Raw genomic sequence first — 16,008 nt, forward strand, 5'->3', positions numbered from 1 at the left:
TTTACTTACTTCCTATGCATTTTTAACAGCTTGATGGAAGGCTTTCATAGATTCATCATCGATTAATTTCAATTTTTTGGTTTTCAGAAATTCTCTTGCCTCTCTCATTTTTTTAGCATATATGTACAACCATCCTTCATTAATAAGAATAGCCGCATCTCTTATTGTCTCTTTATTCAATGTTCCTACTCCAAATTCCTTGAGTAGTTGTATTACTGCTATAAGAGCAGCAACATGTTCGTCCATGTCTTTATTCTCAGTAGCAATATCATAAAGTAGCAATTTAAAAAGATCTCTAAATTTAGTGGGTACTATACGAACTCCTTCAGTCATTTCAAGAACATTGATTTCAGTAAGTTCATCGATTAGTTTGTCTATTTTATCATTTTCCCATGCATCAACAGGATATTCAGTTTTTTTATAAACCCCAAATATACTTTTCAGAATTTCGTCTATTTCATCTTTGTCTTCAAACCTTTTTAATTCATAATCTTTCGACTTTAATTCAGGTATGGAAGATAGATAATATCTGTAAAGATTTCTTAATTTTTCTCCATCTTTCCCTTCTATCTTTTCCAATGAATTAAGAATTTCAAATTCTTTATCAGTTAGATCTACCTCAATTTTTGGCATTTATGTCACTCCTCGGTTTTCTGAGTATTCTAATCTATTTGGTCCTTTGCGGGATTCGTGCAGTCGGTGCTTTTTCAAGCTTCGTCTCAAGTTGTACTTTCTCTTTTCCCCGGAACAATTCCATAGTAATTTTATCACCCACCTCATGTTTATTTATAACTTTCATAAGGTCTCTGACATTATTGATCTCTATATCGTCGATCCGAATCAAGATATCGTCCACCTGTACACCTGACTTATCAGCCTCTCCTCCTGGTAATACATTGGTAATCACTACTCCTTTATCAGTCGGCAAGTCAAAGTATGCCACCAATTTTGGATTGATATCTACCGCACTTATGCTAATCCAGGGTCTGGTTACTTCGCCAGACTTAATTAATTGCTCAGCTACCCACATGGCTGGTTGTATCGGAATAGCAAATCCGATGCCTTGGGCAAACGGTATGATTGCACTATTGATCCCTATTACAATACCTGAACTATTTATCAGAGGCCCCCCGCTATTCCCGGGATTGATGGCTGCATCTGTCTGTATCAGTCCTTCCATAAACGTTACTTCGGTCTGAATAGATCGGTTCAACGCGCTGATAACTCCTGCCGTGACCGTGGGACCTCCTACTAGACCCAACGGGCTGCCTATGGCTATGGCCATCTGCCCGATCTTGAGATCGTCGCCCCTAGCAATCTCAGGTACTGGCAGAGATTTTGCTTCTATTTTGATTACTGCCAGATCCGTTATAGTATCGATCCCTCTGATTTTTCCCTCAAATAGCCTACCATCTTCAAGTGCTACTTTTATCTCATGGGAGCCGTATACCACATGGGCATTGGTCAGTATGTAGCCTTTGTCATCTATTAAGAAACCAGAACCTACTCCAGGAACTGGATGTATATTCAGATACGCATCCCTGATCAGTTTCACTTCACTGATATTCACAACACTTGGTATCACCTTTTCTACTGCGTCGGTGACCATCTCATCAAAACCCAAATTTTTCATACTTATTCACCTTCTTATTTATTTTATCATTTTTTAGTTCTGCGAGAATTTCATACCCCTTTTCGCTGAGATCTACGCAAACTTTGGGCATTTCTATATCACTCCTGGCTGGCTACCCTTTTTATTTCTCTTTATCGCTTCCCAGTATTAGAGAACTAGGCTTGCTAGCTATATATTTATATCGGTTAGCTTTCTATCTGTTTCCCCAAAAGAAGTATATTATCACTGGCAGCAATATTACTCCCATAGCGTGTGTCTTTCTTATCTTTGCAAACGATGAGATCATGCCGATGGGCGTGGAGATCAGGAATATCATAAATCCGAACAAGCCTGTAAATATCGTAACCATCAGGGTAAGTCCTATCAGGACTGCCGTGCACAGCTTTGAATAATCAATCCTCGACAGGAACCCTGCTATCCGGTCCCCAAGAAAGATGGTGGCATAATAAGAGATTATTGAGATAAACAGTATAATGATTAATAAAAGAATGACTGTTGAAAATCCCCATTCATTTATATTAATTAATCTATCAATAGCAACCATTGCACCGCTTCTTGTCCTGTCAATGATGTACAGGGCAACTAAATTGAAAATCGCATTCGCAGTATTGGTACCGCTTAATGCTATGATAAACTCCCTGGGCGAATCACCGTCTTTTTCCTCACGGACAAGTAGCCTGGCGATCACCGTGCCAACGCCAGATGACACTCCGGGGAGCCACGCCACAAGAGAGCCTGCTGCGCTTCCTGTCACCATGCCTCTTACAATCCTTTTCTGAGAGAGCGCAAACCCGCATGATTCCTGCTGCACAGGTACTTCTGACCGCGTCATAAGGCTCAGCAAGAGCATGGACGCGCCGAATAACCCGGAGAGAAGAGGAAGGAGGATAGAGGGCTCGCCGAACCTGACCAGAGGCGACATCCTGCCCTCATAGTCAAACGCGAACACTCCCAGAAGACCGGATATGGTAAAAAGGATGATCGCATATGCCTTGAATTTAAGATGCACAAGCGATCCCTGGCCCTGGATTACCTCCCCCTTCTCTGTGGCGATCATCAGTACGACGATCAGGATAAGGATCCATCCTATATAGGTATATATCGTGTCATATATATTCAGGAAGAAAAGACCCAGGGGAGCTGCCATTATCAGTGCGATCACCACAGCGCCGGCGCTTCCTATTGCTGAGAGGCGAACAGCCTCCGCACCTCTTCCCTCCATCAGGAGCGCATGGCCTGGAAGTACCGAGAGCGCGGTATCCGCCTCAGGTGCACCGAGGAAGACCGAGGGGATAATATTGATAAACGTATGCGTGATCGAGTTTGAGAGGATTATCACAGCGATATAGAAGGGTGCAAACCCCATCTCAAGAAAAAGCGGGGATAATGCCACGAGGATAAGGGCGAAGTTATTGACATGGATGCCAGGTGTGAGACCTGATATTATCCCGAGGATGAAGCCAAACAGCATAGAGAAAATAAGTAACGTTATTGAGACCTCTATCATCAGGTGCTTCTACTCAATTATTATATATAATATATGTGCTTATTTGGGAATACTAAACAATCTTTGTCTATCGGCTTTCGATCCTGGCTCCCTCATTCCTTGCCTTTGTAATAAAAACCTCTCCTTTCCCATCAATAAACTCACCTGCTATTCTCCTGAGGTTGTCCGCATCCTCTCCAAATGCGTACACAGCGGGGCCGAATGAACTCATACCAGCGCCGTAAGCGCCCTGGTCTCTTAGCATATACATCAATTCCCTTGATACTGGCTGAAGTTCTATCTCCTTTTTCTTGAAGCCTGTATCCTGGATGGCATTGATGCTGCTGCCAAAGGTTACAATATCCTCCTCAGCAAGCGCAGGAAGCAGTTGCATCAGGATGATATGGGATAGTTCTTCAACCTCCCGCAGCGGCACCGGACACTCTCTCTGGAATATACTTATCTCTTTTTCTCTTGATGCACCCCTCTGATCGGGTATTGCGATTAAGATATCCCAGTCCGGGAAATCATTTCTTAGTAAAACCGGTGCAGGTGGAAGCCTGCTTGCTGAGGAGGGAAGAAAATCCTTCTTATCGCTGAATCTATGGCCGCAGTCAAGAATGAATCCACCGCTCTCAAATGCTGCCACACCAATACCGCTTGTCCCTCCACGCCCTATTCTCCTGGCAACTTCATATACGCTCAGGCCAAGGGAGTATAACCTGTTAACAGCCATGCCTGCTGCCAGAGAAGCCTGTGTTCCTGAGCCCAGGCCGATATGCGAGGGGTACTCCTCCCCGATAGATATATGCACGCCCGCTCCCTCTGGCAGAAGCATCAGTGCACTGTTCCTCATGCGCTCAAGATGCTCACTGTTCCCTGTTATCTCGATCGTGTCTGATGTCTCTGCATCAATGCTGATAACAGGTTTATCAAGAGTAAGTCCGATACTGCCGTCAACACGGCCCCTGGAGGCGTTCATATCAATCAGGGTTAGATGCAGTCGCGAAGGAGTCGTTATCTTTAACATGTAAATCTGTCTTTTAAAGTTGTTAATTTAGCTTTTTAACTAAATAGTTTATCTTTTTCACATTTCTGTAAAATTCTGATTTTCACCCAACGAAAGTATTAATAAAATGGAAAATAGAACAATAGATGGGGATGGATAACATGAAGAAGAAGATATTAATAGGATTATTAATAGCAGTCGCACTTGTCAGTATTCCAGCAACTGCATCTAACGTGACCGGGGCGGATTCAACAACACCTAAACCAAGTGAAGGCTGGACGCTACATGTTGATGCCAAGGGGCATTTTCCAAGCGATCCAGATCTAACCGCGCACCATTACTGCAAGACCGGCGCTGGTGGCCTGGTGGCACAGTGCCAGCTATACGACAGTGATAGCCCGAATGCCAGTCTGGTAGGCGTAGAGGTGGTCGTGGATGCGGAAACCTATAACTCATTCAACGAGATTGAGAAAGCTCTGTGGCATTACCACAAGGATGAGCTTTCCAGGGTAGAAGTAACGTTTCCTGATCTCCCGCCAGAGGAGGCAGCTAGTGTTCTAAAGGACATAGAAGATACCTACGGCAAGGTCTATACCCTGTGGGACCCGGGCATAAGCAACCTTCCGATAGGAAAACCAGAGATAACCCTCCACGATTCAACCCACGGCCAGGCGCAAAAACCGACTGTAACACCGAATATAACACCGGCTATAACGCCAACGATAACGCAAATATCTAAACCAAGTGAAGGCTGGACACTACATATTGATGCCAAGAGGCATTTCCCGAGCGATCCTGATCTAACCGCGCACCATAACTGTAAGACCGGTGCTGGTGGTCTGGTGGCACAGTGCCAGCTATACGACAGTGATAGCCCGAATGCAAGTTTAGTAGGCGTAGAGATGATTGTGGATGCGGAAACCTATAACTCATTCAATGAGACTGAGAAAGCTCTATGGCATTACCACAGGGATGAGATTCTAAGGGATATAACGCTTCCTGACCTTTCTCCAGAAGAGGCAGCTAGTGTTCTAAAGAGCATAGAAGATACGTATGGCAAGATCTACATCCTGTGGGATCCGGGCATAAGCAACCTTCCAGTAGGAGAACCAGAGATAAGTATAGCCTATCCGGGCCCGGCACAGACACCAGCCGTAACACCGACCATAACACCAGTACCACCAACCATTATTCCAGAGTTCCCTACGCTCGCCTTTCCTATTGCAGCGGTAATGGTTCTAATATTGCTATTAGCCAGGAGAAAAAGGGATTAAAATAAAAAACAGTAAATCTGAACCGGATTAGCAGGGTTGACAGGATAAGACTTTGTTTATATCCTGTTATCCTGTTATCCTGTGAGAACAAAGCTATTAAGTTTATTCAGTATCTTATAGGTAGACCACAGGATGAAAAATTATGATCTATGATGTGGTTATAATCGGAGGAGGTCCGGCAGGTCTCACCGCAGGGATATATGCAAAACGTGCGATGTTAAAAGCGCTACTTCTTGAGAAAATAGGCACGGGCGGCCAGATAATCATTACTGATCTTATTGAGAATTACCCCGGATTCACTGAGATATCAGGTGCAGAGCTTGCACAAAAACTGGAGGAACACGCAGGGAAATTTGGCCTTGAGACAAAGAGCCTGGCTGAAGTCACAGGGATTGAGGACAAAGGAAAAACAAAAGTTGTGAAAACAGCGGATGGCGATATAGAAGCAAAAGCTGTGATAATAGCATCAGGCACCACACCCAGGAAATTAGGAGCACGGGGAGAACTTGAGTTTACAGGCAGAGGGGTATCTTACTGTGCTACGTGTGATGGCTTTTTCTTCAGGGACAAGGTCGTTGTTGTGGTAGGAGGAGGGGATTCCGCAATTACTGAGGCCATCTTCCTGACCAAGATGGCAAAGAAAGTAATTATCGTTCACAGGCGTGATAAGCTTAGAGCCGAGAAAATAAATCAGGAACATGCCTTTGCGAATCCGAAGATAAGCTTTGTATGGGATTCTGTGGTTGAAGAGATAGCAGGTAAGCAGGTAGTCGAGAAGGTGATTGTAAGGAACGTAAAGACGAACCAGATCTCGGAAATAAAAACAGACGGGGTGTTCATATACGTGGGTCTGATCCCGAACACTGGTTTCGCAGATGTCAAAAAAGACGACTGGGGTTTCATAATCGCAAACGATAAAATGGAAACATCTGTCAGAGGCATCTTCGTGGCAGGGGATTGCAGGAACACACCGCTGCGCCAGATAGCCACGGCTGTAGGCGATGGGGCAATCGCAGCAGTATCTGCAGAGAGGTATATAGAAGAATCACAGCAGTATCTGCAGAGATAGAAGCATAAGCGAATTATCCTCTACCCGCTCTTTGGCAAAAACGGTGTAAGCCAGTCAAGGAACGAGTTCATGCTCCGCGTCTGGAGATAGAGCGTCCCTGTACCCCTGAACTCCGCTACAAGACCTTCGCCGCTGAGCAGGGTTGATTTCAGGCCGCCGACTCTTTTTACATTGTAATCAAGCCCTTCTGTGAAGGCTACCATGTGTCCTGTGTCAATGGTGAAGCTCTCATTATTTAATCTGACCTCATGTATGGCACCAAAGCTTGAGATATACGCATCGCCCTTTCCACTCATCTTCAGGAGAAAGAACCCTTCACGTGAGAAGAACGATCTTGCCCCGCCCCACCTGGTATCAAGGCTAAGCTCCGGAGAGGATGCAATGTAGCTCCCGTTTTGAATATACAGCGTCTCACCATTGAGCCTGTGGTGGGTGATATCGCCCTGATATGGCGGCGCAAATCCCACCACACCTTTTGAATTTGCGGTAAAGGTATTGGTAAAGAAAGATTCGCCTCCGAGCAAACCTCGCGTGAGCGCTCCAAAGACGCCACCTTTTGTCTTTGTACTGATCCCGATCCCCGGGGACATATATACCATGGCTCCTGCCTCTGCTTCAATACGTTCTCCTGCCTCAAGCCTTATCTCAAGAAGGGTATAGGCTGGCTTATACATGATCTCGTGCTGCATGATAAGGATAATTGTTATATCTGTTCTTAAACCTGGCGTTTAATTGAGATATTTGGTTCTTCCTTTGCCTGATTTTATAAAATAAATAAATATATAAATTAGCAATTATTCTGCCTATAGGTCATAACCGGTTTTGAAATAATAATTATAATATATAATAGATAAATTTATAAGATATATCTACATAAAATATGATTATTATTCGTATGTGTACGAATAATATGAGCAGATAGTTATCGATATGATAGGAGATCATTCATGATATCAAGAAAAAAGTTTGCGGCTTTGAGTCGCACTGCTGCTGATTATATATCAGGAGTTCACTGGCAGAGAATAAGAACACCAACTGGTTTTGATCCGGGGTATGTAGCATGAGTCCCGCAATGGAAACCAGTGCTGCTCTGACCAGAGGAAAGATCACGCGGAGAGATTTTATAAAAATCTCTTCGGCTGCCGTTGCAGGCCTCAGTATGAGCAAACCTGTGCTCTCGGCTTTGAATTTTATTCCTCAGATTGATAATCCCCTTGATTATTATCCTGAAAGAGACTGGGAAAAGATATACCGTGACCAGTTTAGATACGATTCTACTGTTCACTTCCTGTGTGCTCCTAATGATACCCATAACTGCCTCCTCCGTGGGTATGTTAAGAATGACATAATCACCAGGATCGGGCCTAGTTACGGTTACGGGAAAGCAGAGGATGTTTACGGGAATAAAGCATCCCACAGATGGGACCCGCGTTTGTGCCAGAAAGGGCTTGTGATGGTTCGCAAGATATACGGGCCAAGAAGAGTGAAGTACCCGATGGTCAGGGAGGGTTTCAAGAAATGGATCGATGATGGGTTCCCAAGGGATGAAGACGGGAGGATGCCAGAAAAATATCTAAAGCGCGGAAAAGAATCCTTTTTGCGGGTTACATTTGAAGAGGCATGCGAGATTGTTGCAAGGTCAATGGAAAACATCGCAACCACGTATTCAGAGAAGAAAGGGGAGGAGCTTCTTAGAAAGCAGGATTACGATGAATCAATGATCGAGACGATGCACGGTGCAGGGACCCAAACACTGAAATTCCGCGGCGGGATGCCGCTTCTTGGTGCAACAAGGATATTTGGAATGAACCGTTTTGCAAACTCACTTGCCCTCCTGGATGATAGAATCAGAGGGGCAGGAGAAGAGAATGCCTTCGGTGGCCGGGCATTTGACAGTTACTCCTGGCATACTGACCTGCCTCCAGGACATCCAATGACATGCGGACAGCAAACAATAGATTTTGATCTGGCCACAGTGGAAAATGCAAAAATGGTGATCTGCTGGGGAATGAACTGGATTGCCACAAAAATGCCTGATGGGCACTGGCTCACAGAAGCCCGCCTTAAAGGGACAAAGGTTGTGACAGTGGCATGTGAATACCAGTCAACATCCAGTAAGGCAGACAGTGTTATAGTGGTCCGTCCTGGAAGCGATCCAGCATTTGCACTGGGGCTTGCTCATGTCATTATCAGAGATAACCTCTACGACATAGATTTTGTGAAAGGGCACACCGACCTGCCGCTCCTGGTGCGGATGGATACTCTTAAACTTTTGAAGCCACAGGATATAACTAAGGATTATAAACCGCACGAATTGAGGAATACACAGATACTTAAAGAAGGAGAGAAAGCGCCTCCAAACATAAAACAGGATCGCCAGATAGTAACTGAAAAACTGCGCAATGAATGGGGAGATTTCGTTGCCTGGAATCAGGATACCAGCAAGGCAGAGGTCGTTACGCGGGACGATGCAAGCACGGTAAAAAATTTTGCTCTTGAGGGTGAATTTACAGTTGATACCATTGAGGGTAAAAAAGTCACTGTGAGACCTGTGTTTGACCTGATGAAAGAACATGTCTCCTACTTTACTCCAGAGGTGGTAGGCGATATCTGCCGTGTAAATCCGGCCGCAGTCATCGATCTTGCCCGGGAGATCGCCAATTATAAATCAGAAACCCTGATTCCGGTTGGAATGGGTCCGAACCATTTCTTTAATAATGACCTGAAAGACCGCGCTATATTCCTTGTTTGCGCCCTGACTAAGAACATAGGATTCCATGGCGGAAACATTGGCAGTTTTGCCGGTAACTACCGGGGCGCCTATTTTAATGGGCTTCCCCATTATATCGATGAGAATCCTTTTGATATCGAGCTGGATTCATCTAATAATTCCCGCATCAAAAATTACTCAAAAAAGGAATCGGCACATTATTATAATTACGGCGACCGCCCCCTCAGGGTAGGCAACAAGCTTTTTACAGGACAGAGCCATCTTCCTACTCCAACCAAGTTCTTCTGGTTCAATAACGGGAATTCAATCCTGGGGAATCTGAAATGGCATCATGATTTTGTGATGAATACGCTTCCCAGGATAGAATGCGTGGTGGTGAATGACTGGTGGTGGACAGCGTCCTGTGAATATGCTGATGTTGTTTTCGCTGTGGATTCATGGGCTGAGTTAAAGTTCCCTGACATGACAGCAGCAGTCACCAATCCTTTCTTGCAGATCTTTCCAGGGACTCCCCTGAAAAGGCTGCATGATACCCGCGGCGATATAGAAACATTTGCCGGCGTGGGCAAGGCACTGGCCCGGGTTACAGGCGACAGCCGCTTTGCTGATTACTGGAAGTTTGTCGATGAGCACAAGGTCGAGGTTTATCTTCAGAGGATCATAGATAACTCCACTGCTCTTCGTGGTTACAATATAGAGGATCTGGAAGCCAGGGCAAAGGAAGGCATACCTGCGCTTCTTATGACGCGAACCTATCCCAAGATCATGGGCTGGGAGCAGTCCAACGAGAACAGGCCTCATTACACAAAATCAGGAAGAATGGAGTTCTACCGGGATGAGGATGAATTCTTAGAGCATGGCGAGAATATCCCTGTTCACCGCGAACCTGTGGATGGCACTTTCCATGAACCCAACGTGATCGTTTGCGGTGCAACGGGTCTGATAAGGCCAAAAGGCCCGGAGGACTATGGATTATCCAGGGATGATCTCTCTGTTGAAGTAAGGCAGGTGCGCAATGTGGTGATACTGCCTGCAGACCTTACAAAAACCGTCCATCCACGGCGTAAGGATGGATTCACCCTGGTTTATATAACGCCCAAGTACCGCCACGGGGCGCATACAACGCCTGTGGATGTCGATCTTATGTCCCTGTGGTTCGGTCCTTTCGGGGATGTGTACCGCAGGGATAAAAGGATGCCCTGGGTTGGAGAAGGATACATAGACCTGAACCCTGAGGATGCAAAAGAGCTGGGAATAGAGGATGGGGATTATGTCTATATCGATGCCGATCCTGAGGACAGGCCGTTCCGTGGATGGCAGGAGAAGCCGCAGGATTACAGGATCCACCGTGCCATGATGCGGGCGCGCTACTACCTGGGGATTCCAAAAGGCATAGCACGCTCATGGTTCCATATGTACGTAGCCACCTATGGTTCTGTAGAGGGTCATGAGACCAATCCCGATAAGCTTGCAAATAATCCGCGCACGGACTACCAGGCGATGTTCAGGTACGGCTCCCATCAGTCGGCTACGCGGGCATGGTTGAGGCCCACTTTAATGACAGAATCGTTAGTGCGCAAGGAATATTTCGGGCAGGTGATCGGAAAAGGATTTGCTCCGGATATCCACTGTACGGTCGGGGCTCCAAAAGAATCGTTTGTGAAAGCCAGCAAAGCTGAGCAGGGCGGCGTGGAGCAGCCACTCTGGCGGCCTGCTCAACTCGGTTTCCGTCCTGGCTACGAGAACGGGGCTATGAAAAGATTTATTAAAGGAGAATTTTTATTATGACCAGAGTATATAACTGGCAGCTAAAAAGAGAGATGGAGTATAAATTCCAGGATATACCTCCCGATAAACAGGTTGCCTGGATCTTTGATACGAATAAATGCATTGCCTGTCAGACCTGCACCATAGCATGCAAGAATGCCTGGACTGCTGGTAAAGGACAGGAATTCATGTTCTGGAACAACGTGGAGAGCAAGCCCTGGGGATTCTATCCTCTCGGCTGGGATGTAAGGCTTTTAGAAGAACTTGGCCCTCAGACGTGGAGCGGCGGTAAATACACAGGTAAGACCATCTTTGAAGGAGCCCCCTATGGTGAGGAGATACTGGGCTACCACCCTGATGAGAAGGACTACTCATACCCCAACCTGGGAGAGGATGAAGTAAACCTGCAGGTTAAAGATGGGGATTACATAAAAATCCCGCACCAGCCCTGGATGTTCTATCTGCAGCGGATATGCAATCACTGCAGCCATCCCGCATGTCTTGCAGCCTGTCCGAGAAAGGCCATCTACAAGAGAAAAGAAGACGGCATTGTTCTTATAGACCAGGATAGGTGCCGTGGCTACCAGGAATGCGTGCGTGCCTGCCCTTATAAAAAACCGATGTTCAGGGCATACACAGGAAAATCAGAGAAATGCATCTCCTGTTACCCTGCTGTTGAGCAGGGCAAGCAGACTCAGTGCGTCCAGAACTGTATAGGGAAGATCAGGATGTTTGGCTATATAAGCAACTTGAAAGAGCCAAGACAGGATAATCCCATTGATTATCTTGTCCACATCAAAAAAATTGCCCTTCCCCTTTATCCCCAGTTTGGGACCGGGCCGAATGTGTACTATATACCACCCATACATGTGCCCGAGGGATTCAACAGGCAGTTATTTGGTCCCGGGGCCGGGGATGCGGTTGAGCAATATAAAAAAGCGAGTGAAGATGAAAAACTCATCGGTCTTTTAATGCTTTTTGGCTCAACGGATGACATAATCCACTCATTCAGGGTTGAAGGCGATGCAAATGACCGCTACTGTGCCGGTTATGACGATAACGGCAAGGAGCTTATCAGGGTACCATTAAAAGAACCGATTATAATCAGGGAGGAATACGATGCACAAAGAGATGTACGCAGATTCAGTGTTACCTGATAGGGAGCGGATGCTTATGTATAAAACATTTGCTACAGCGTTCTCTTATCCGGATGACAACCTGTTCGGGTCCTTTTCGCTTGCAGATGAAGAGAGGAAGGAACTGGTATTGGAGTATGACAGACTTTTTCGGGCAAACAACATCTGGCTCTATGGGACAGAGTATAAAGCCCTGAATGAATTCCAGAGGGTGCAGTACCTATCTGATATCATGGGGTTCTACAGGGCATTTGGCCTGGAGCCTGATAGAGATAGACCTGATTCACTGCATATTGAGCTTGAATTCATGTATTATCTTATCTTTAAGAAGCTTCATGCACTTAATAAGGATAATACAGCGGATTCAAAAGAGAAAGCCTTTATCTGTACCAGTGCCCAGAGGAAGTTCTTTACTGAGCACCTTCAGCCTGCTGCAGAGAAGATAGCCGGGGCAATTATTTCTAAAAGTAAAAATAGTTTCTATATACAGACTGCAAACGAGATGCTTGAGTTTTTAGGGTCTGAAGAGGAACTCTTCAGGAGGAGTACATAAATGAATAGAAAAAACGTTATCTTAATTGCCATTATAGTGCTATCTTCAGCAGTACTTATTTACGGACTTGAGATCTCAAGAGGAGTACCTGCTGCTACTCAGGAACATAGTATGTCTATGGGCATTGAGATACCCTTTATTGACAAAGATATTGATTTAAATAAAGGTATTTCACCTGATATCTGGGATTCGGTTCCCTCAACAGAGATAGAGATGGAATACCAGGTCATGGTGTTGCCATGGGGAAAGAGCCTGATATCCCCTGTTACTGTAAAGGCGTTCCATAATGAAAGGGATATTTACTTCTATATGGGCTGGAAGGATGATACTGAGGATAGGGTTCTGGGAACGAACAGGTTCTCTGATGCAAGCGCAGTCATGTTCCCTATGGGAGATAATGTCCAAAACTCATCGATCATACTGGGCTTTATGAGTGGAGCAAATGTCTGGCAGTGGAAGGCAAGCCAGGATAAGGAATACTGGCTAAAAGAGACACCAGAATCCGGGGCTTATTCAGATTTCTATTATCCTTTTGAGGAGAACGAAACCCTCGCTGTCTCAAAAGTTGTGCCAGGATCGGCGGTCAATGATGTATTTGCTATAAGAGCAGGCACGCTTACGCCCAAAGAATCACAGAACGTGGAGGGCAGAGGCTTGTGGGATAATGGAATGTGGCATGTAGTGTTCAAGCGCTCCCTTAAACAGGCCGACCCTGAGCTTGATGCCAGATTTGATGCCAGTGGAAATAAACTCGTTGCCTTTGCTGTCTGGGACGGAGCAAAGGGTGACAGGGGAAGCCGAAAATCGATCTCTCATGACTGGACGACATTTGAGATAATACCAAAGGGGGCAGCAAGATGAAGAAGGATAAGCTGCTCATGGGCATACTTGTTTTCATCATGCTGGCCGGCCTCCCGCTCATGCTAGCCCAGTCTGAGGAGCCAAAGGAGTATGTGATACCCATAGAGGCTAAGCAGTTCTCCTACACCCCGAATATAATCGAGGTGAACAAGGGAGACAGGGTGACTATCAGGTTCATCAGTACGGATGTACACCATGGATTATATATCGATGGATACGAGCTTGAGACCAATGCACGGCCAGGACAGGACGGGAGCATTACTTTCGTGGCAGATGAGACCGGGAAATTCGCGATGCGCTGCTCGGTCACATGCGGGTCTTTCCATCCATATATGATAGGTTATCTCAAGGTCAAGCCAGATTACCGGCTCTTTGGTTCAATCTGGCTCGCACTGGGCATACTCATAGGTTCTGTAATACTTGTCTCAAGGAGGCAGAAGCCATGAACGACAAAAAAGACAGGATACTTGGATTAATCCCCGTGGACTGGAGGTACGATCTTACCTCGCTTCCCTATGTACGCAGGATGTTTAAGAGCAGATGGATGCCGTTTTTGCCCATTGTGTTAAACCTGTTCGTCTTCACTGTAATACTGATGGCAGGACTGACAGGTGGAGTTTCAGCAGGCAACTACAACTTTGGTATAATGTTCGTCTGGATAGTCTGGTGGGTACTGCTGATGATGGTCATGGTACCTGTTTTTTCCAGGATATGGTGCATGGTATGTCCGCTCCCGGCTTTTGCAGAGTGGATGCAGAGGGGGAGCTTCTTAGGAGTAAGAAAGAAGCTCATAGGGCTTAACAAGAAATGGCCAAAGCCCTTGAAGAACATGTGGCTTATGAACTTCCTGTTCCTTGCCACAACATATACAACTGGGTTCATAACCACACGTCCCCTTGCTACCTTCATACTCCTGATGTCTATTATCGTGGGCTCTATCGTTCTCTCCATGATCTATGAGCGTAGGAACTTCTGTGTTTACGGCTGCCCTGTCAGCGGCTTCCAGGGATTGTACTCCAACCTTGCCATGACAGAGATACGCGCCAAAGATCCTGAGGTATGCAAGAACCACAAGCTCAGGGAATGCGTGATAGGGAACGAGAAAGGCTATGCCTGCCCCTGGATGCAGACCCCATTCTCTATGAAGAGGAACACTTACTGCGGCATGTGTCTTGAATGCTTCAAGACATGCAAGTACGACAACATGGTGTTTAACCTTCGCGCTCCTGGCACGGATCTTCTTGTGGATGAGAAGCGCGGGCTTGATGAAGCATGGAAAGCCTTTATCATGCTTGGCATATCTGTGTTCTTCTTCCTGATTATGCAGGGGCCGTATGGTATATTAAAGGACTGGGCAAATGCAAATACAATAGAGGGTTACCTCTCATTCGTGGGAATACACTCTGTCTTCAATCTCCTGCTGCTCCCCGGAATATTCCTTGTATTCGCCTATGCATCTCAGGTTCTCGGAAGAAAGGACGTACCGCTCAAGAAGGTGTTCATCAACTTCTCATACACGCTTGTACCCCTGGGGCTCATGGCATGGATAGCCTTCAGCTTCGGCATTCTGTTCCCCAACAGCAGCTATGTGCTGCATGTGATCTCAGACCCGTTTGCCTGGGGCTGGGATCTCCTGGGTACAGCAAAATTCCCGTGGACGCCGTTCATGACCGGAGTTATGCCCTATTTCCAGATAGGGACACTGCTTCTCGGGCTTGCCCTGTCGCTTGATATTGGCTTTAAGATCTCAAAACAGACCTTCCAGAACAGGGAAGAAGCAGTCAGGGGCTACTATCCTATCGCGGTATTCCTGACCGCTGCGACCATGTTCCTGATATGGCTCTTTACAGGATAAAAAAATACTAGAGAGGTGAAATAATGCAAAGTAAACATATCGCTGAGATCGTGGCCGGGCTGCTCGTCATTCTGGCTACAGTCGGCACCATTGCAGGTGCCCTCATCTACGAGGATAAGCTGACCCGGGAAAATACCATCGAGCTCATAGCGCGTGCCCCTGAGCGGGGTAACTGGAATCTGCCTGATATAGAACTTATGCAGGGAGAGACGTACCGGATAAAGATAAAGAACATAGACACTGTGAGCCATGGCTTTGCCATACCCGGGCTTGGCATTAGCTTAAGTGGAAACGGAGAGATTAAACCTGGCCAGGTTGCTACCATAGAGATCACGCCTGAGAAGACGGGTAACTTCATGTACACCTGTACGACGTGGTGCAGTGACAGGCACATGCAGATGACAGGCAGGGTAGTGGTTCTGGAGAAGAGATAGATCAATCAAAATCAGCCACAGAGTCGACTATAAAAGACGATTAACAACGAACTCAAAACTAACTTAAACGAACTCATCAGCCCGAGTTCGTTTAAGCTCGTACCAGTTCGATGTTAATATTAGCTGAATTACATCGAGCCCATTTTCCGCACATTTTAATACAACTCCCTCCCGAATCAGTATTTAGAAAATGGACTACA

Annotated in this window: 14 protein-coding genes; 9 read left to right on the top strand and 5 right to left on the bottom strand. The window is 46.0% G+C overall.

From position 1 onward, the window contains the following. Nucleotides 1–12: 12 nt before the first annotated feature. The 4 genes from ANME2D_RS16445 to ANME2D_RS16460 all read right to left on the bottom strand — a co-directional run bounded on the left by ANME2D_RS16445 (nt 13) and on the right by ANME2D_RS16460 (nt 4,149). Nucleotides 13–633 (bottom strand): hypothetical protein, encoded by a 621-nt coding sequence (locus ANME2D_RS16445; protein ID WP_048094075.1) that lies wholly within the window; start codon nt 631–633, stop codon nt 13–15. A gap of 34 nt (nt 634–667) precedes the next feature. Then, nucleotides 668–1,633 (bottom strand): S1C family serine protease, encoded by a 966-nt coding sequence (locus tag ANME2D_RS16450; protein ID WP_048094076.1) that lies wholly within the window; start codon nt 1,631–1,633, stop codon nt 668–670. A gap of 193 nt (nt 1,634–1,826) precedes the next feature. Further along, nucleotides 1,827–3,140, bottom strand: coding sequence for a tripartite tricarboxylate transporter permease (locus tag ANME2D_RS16455; RefSeq protein WP_048094077.1), 1,314 nt, complete (start codon nt 3,138–3,140; stop codon nt 1,827–1,829). 67 nt (nt 3,141–3,207) lie between these two features. Continuing rightward, on the bottom strand, nt 3,208–4,149 hold the full coding sequence (locus tag ANME2D_RS16460; RefSeq protein WP_048094078.1) for a beta-ribofuranosylaminobenzene 5'-phosphate synthase: 942 nt from the start codon (nt 4,147–4,149) through the stop codon (nt 3,208–3,210). Between the two features lie 140 nt (nt 4,150–4,289). Here ANME2D_RS16460 and ANME2D_RS16465 point away from each other — a divergent pair, with 140 nt between their 5' ends. Together ANME2D_RS16465 and trxB are read left to right on the top strand one after the other, a co-directional pair. Then, nucleotides 4,290–5,402: a DUF1264 domain-containing protein gene (locus ANME2D_RS16465; protein ID WP_048094079.1), complete on the top strand. Its 1,113-nt coding sequence runs from the start codon at nt 4,290–4,292 to the stop codon at nt 5,400–5,402. A gap of 142 nt (nt 5,403–5,544) precedes the next feature. Beyond that, nucleotides 5,545–6,471, top strand: a complete 927-nt coding sequence (gene trxB / locus ANME2D_RS16470) for a thioredoxin-disulfide reductase (RefSeq protein WP_048094080.1) — start codon at nt 5,545–5,547, stop codon at nt 6,469–6,471. Nucleotides 6,472–6,491: 20 nt separating this feature from the next. On the opposite strand, the gene ANME2D_RS16475 is transcribed toward trxB, so the two are convergent. Beyond that, nucleotides 6,492–7,160 carry a TIGR00266 family protein gene (locus ANME2D_RS16475; protein ID WP_048094081.1) on the bottom strand — a complete coding sequence of 223 codons (669 nt, stop codon included), beginning with the start codon at nt 7,158–7,160 and terminating at the stop codon, nt 6,492–6,494. Between the two features lie 371 nt (nt 7,161–7,531). On the opposite strand from ANME2D_RS16475, the gene ANME2D_RS16480 reads away from it, so the two are divergent. Genes ANME2D_RS16480 through ANME2D_RS17195 form a run of 7 tightly spaced genes read left to right on the top strand, consistent with a single transcriptional unit; the run spans nt 7,532 to nt 15,808 of the window. After that, a complete protein-coding gene (locus ANME2D_RS16480; RefSeq protein WP_198527465.1) occupies nt 7,532–10,990 on the top strand; it encodes a molybdopterin-dependent oxidoreductase in 3,459 nt (1,152 codons plus the stop codon). Continuing rightward, nucleotides 10,987–12,126, top strand: coding sequence for a 4Fe-4S dicluster domain-containing protein (locus tag ANME2D_RS16485; protein WP_048094082.1), 1,140 nt, complete (start codon nt 10,987–10,989; stop codon nt 12,124–12,126). The genes ANME2D_RS16480 and ANME2D_RS16485 overlap by 4 nt, the downstream gene beginning before the upstream one ends. Continuing rightward, a complete protein-coding gene (locus ANME2D_RS16490) occupies nt 12,089–12,658 on the top strand; it encodes a TorD/DmsD family molecular chaperone (protein ID WP_048094083.1) in 570 nt (189 codons plus the stop codon). The genes ANME2D_RS16485 and ANME2D_RS16490 overlap by 38 nt, the downstream gene beginning before the upstream one ends. Continuing rightward, nucleotides 12,659–13,519 (top strand): ethylbenzene dehydrogenase-related protein, encoded by an 861-nt coding sequence (locus tag ANME2D_RS16495; RefSeq protein ID WP_048094085.1) that lies wholly within the window; start codon nt 12,659–12,661, stop codon nt 13,517–13,519. Then, on the top strand, nt 13,516–13,965 hold the full coding sequence (locus tag ANME2D_RS17190; protein ID WP_052369013.1) for a cupredoxin domain-containing protein: 450 nt from the start codon (nt 13,516–13,518) through the stop codon (nt 13,963–13,965). The genes ANME2D_RS16495 and ANME2D_RS17190 overlap by 4 nt, the downstream gene beginning before the upstream one ends. Continuing rightward, nucleotides 13,962–15,374, top strand: a complete 1,413-nt coding sequence (locus ANME2D_RS16505) for a 4Fe-4S binding protein (protein ID WP_048094087.1) — start codon at nt 13,962–13,964, stop codon at nt 15,372–15,374. Before ANME2D_RS17190 ends, ANME2D_RS16505 begins: the two co-directional genes overlap by 4 nt. Before the next feature lie 23 nt (nt 15,375–15,397). After that, entirely contained in the window at nt 15,398–15,808 is a 411-nt protein-coding gene (locus ANME2D_RS17195) for a cupredoxin domain-containing protein (RefSeq protein ID WP_052369014.1), read from the top strand. Nucleotides 15,809–16,008 lie beyond the last annotated feature (200 nt).

Source organism: Candidatus Methanoperedens nitratireducens (assembly GCF_000685155.1).
In the GTDB taxonomy this organism is placed as follows: Archaea; Halobacteriota; Methanosarcinia; order Methanosarcinales; family Methanoperedenaceae; genus Methanoperedens; species Methanoperedens nitratireducens.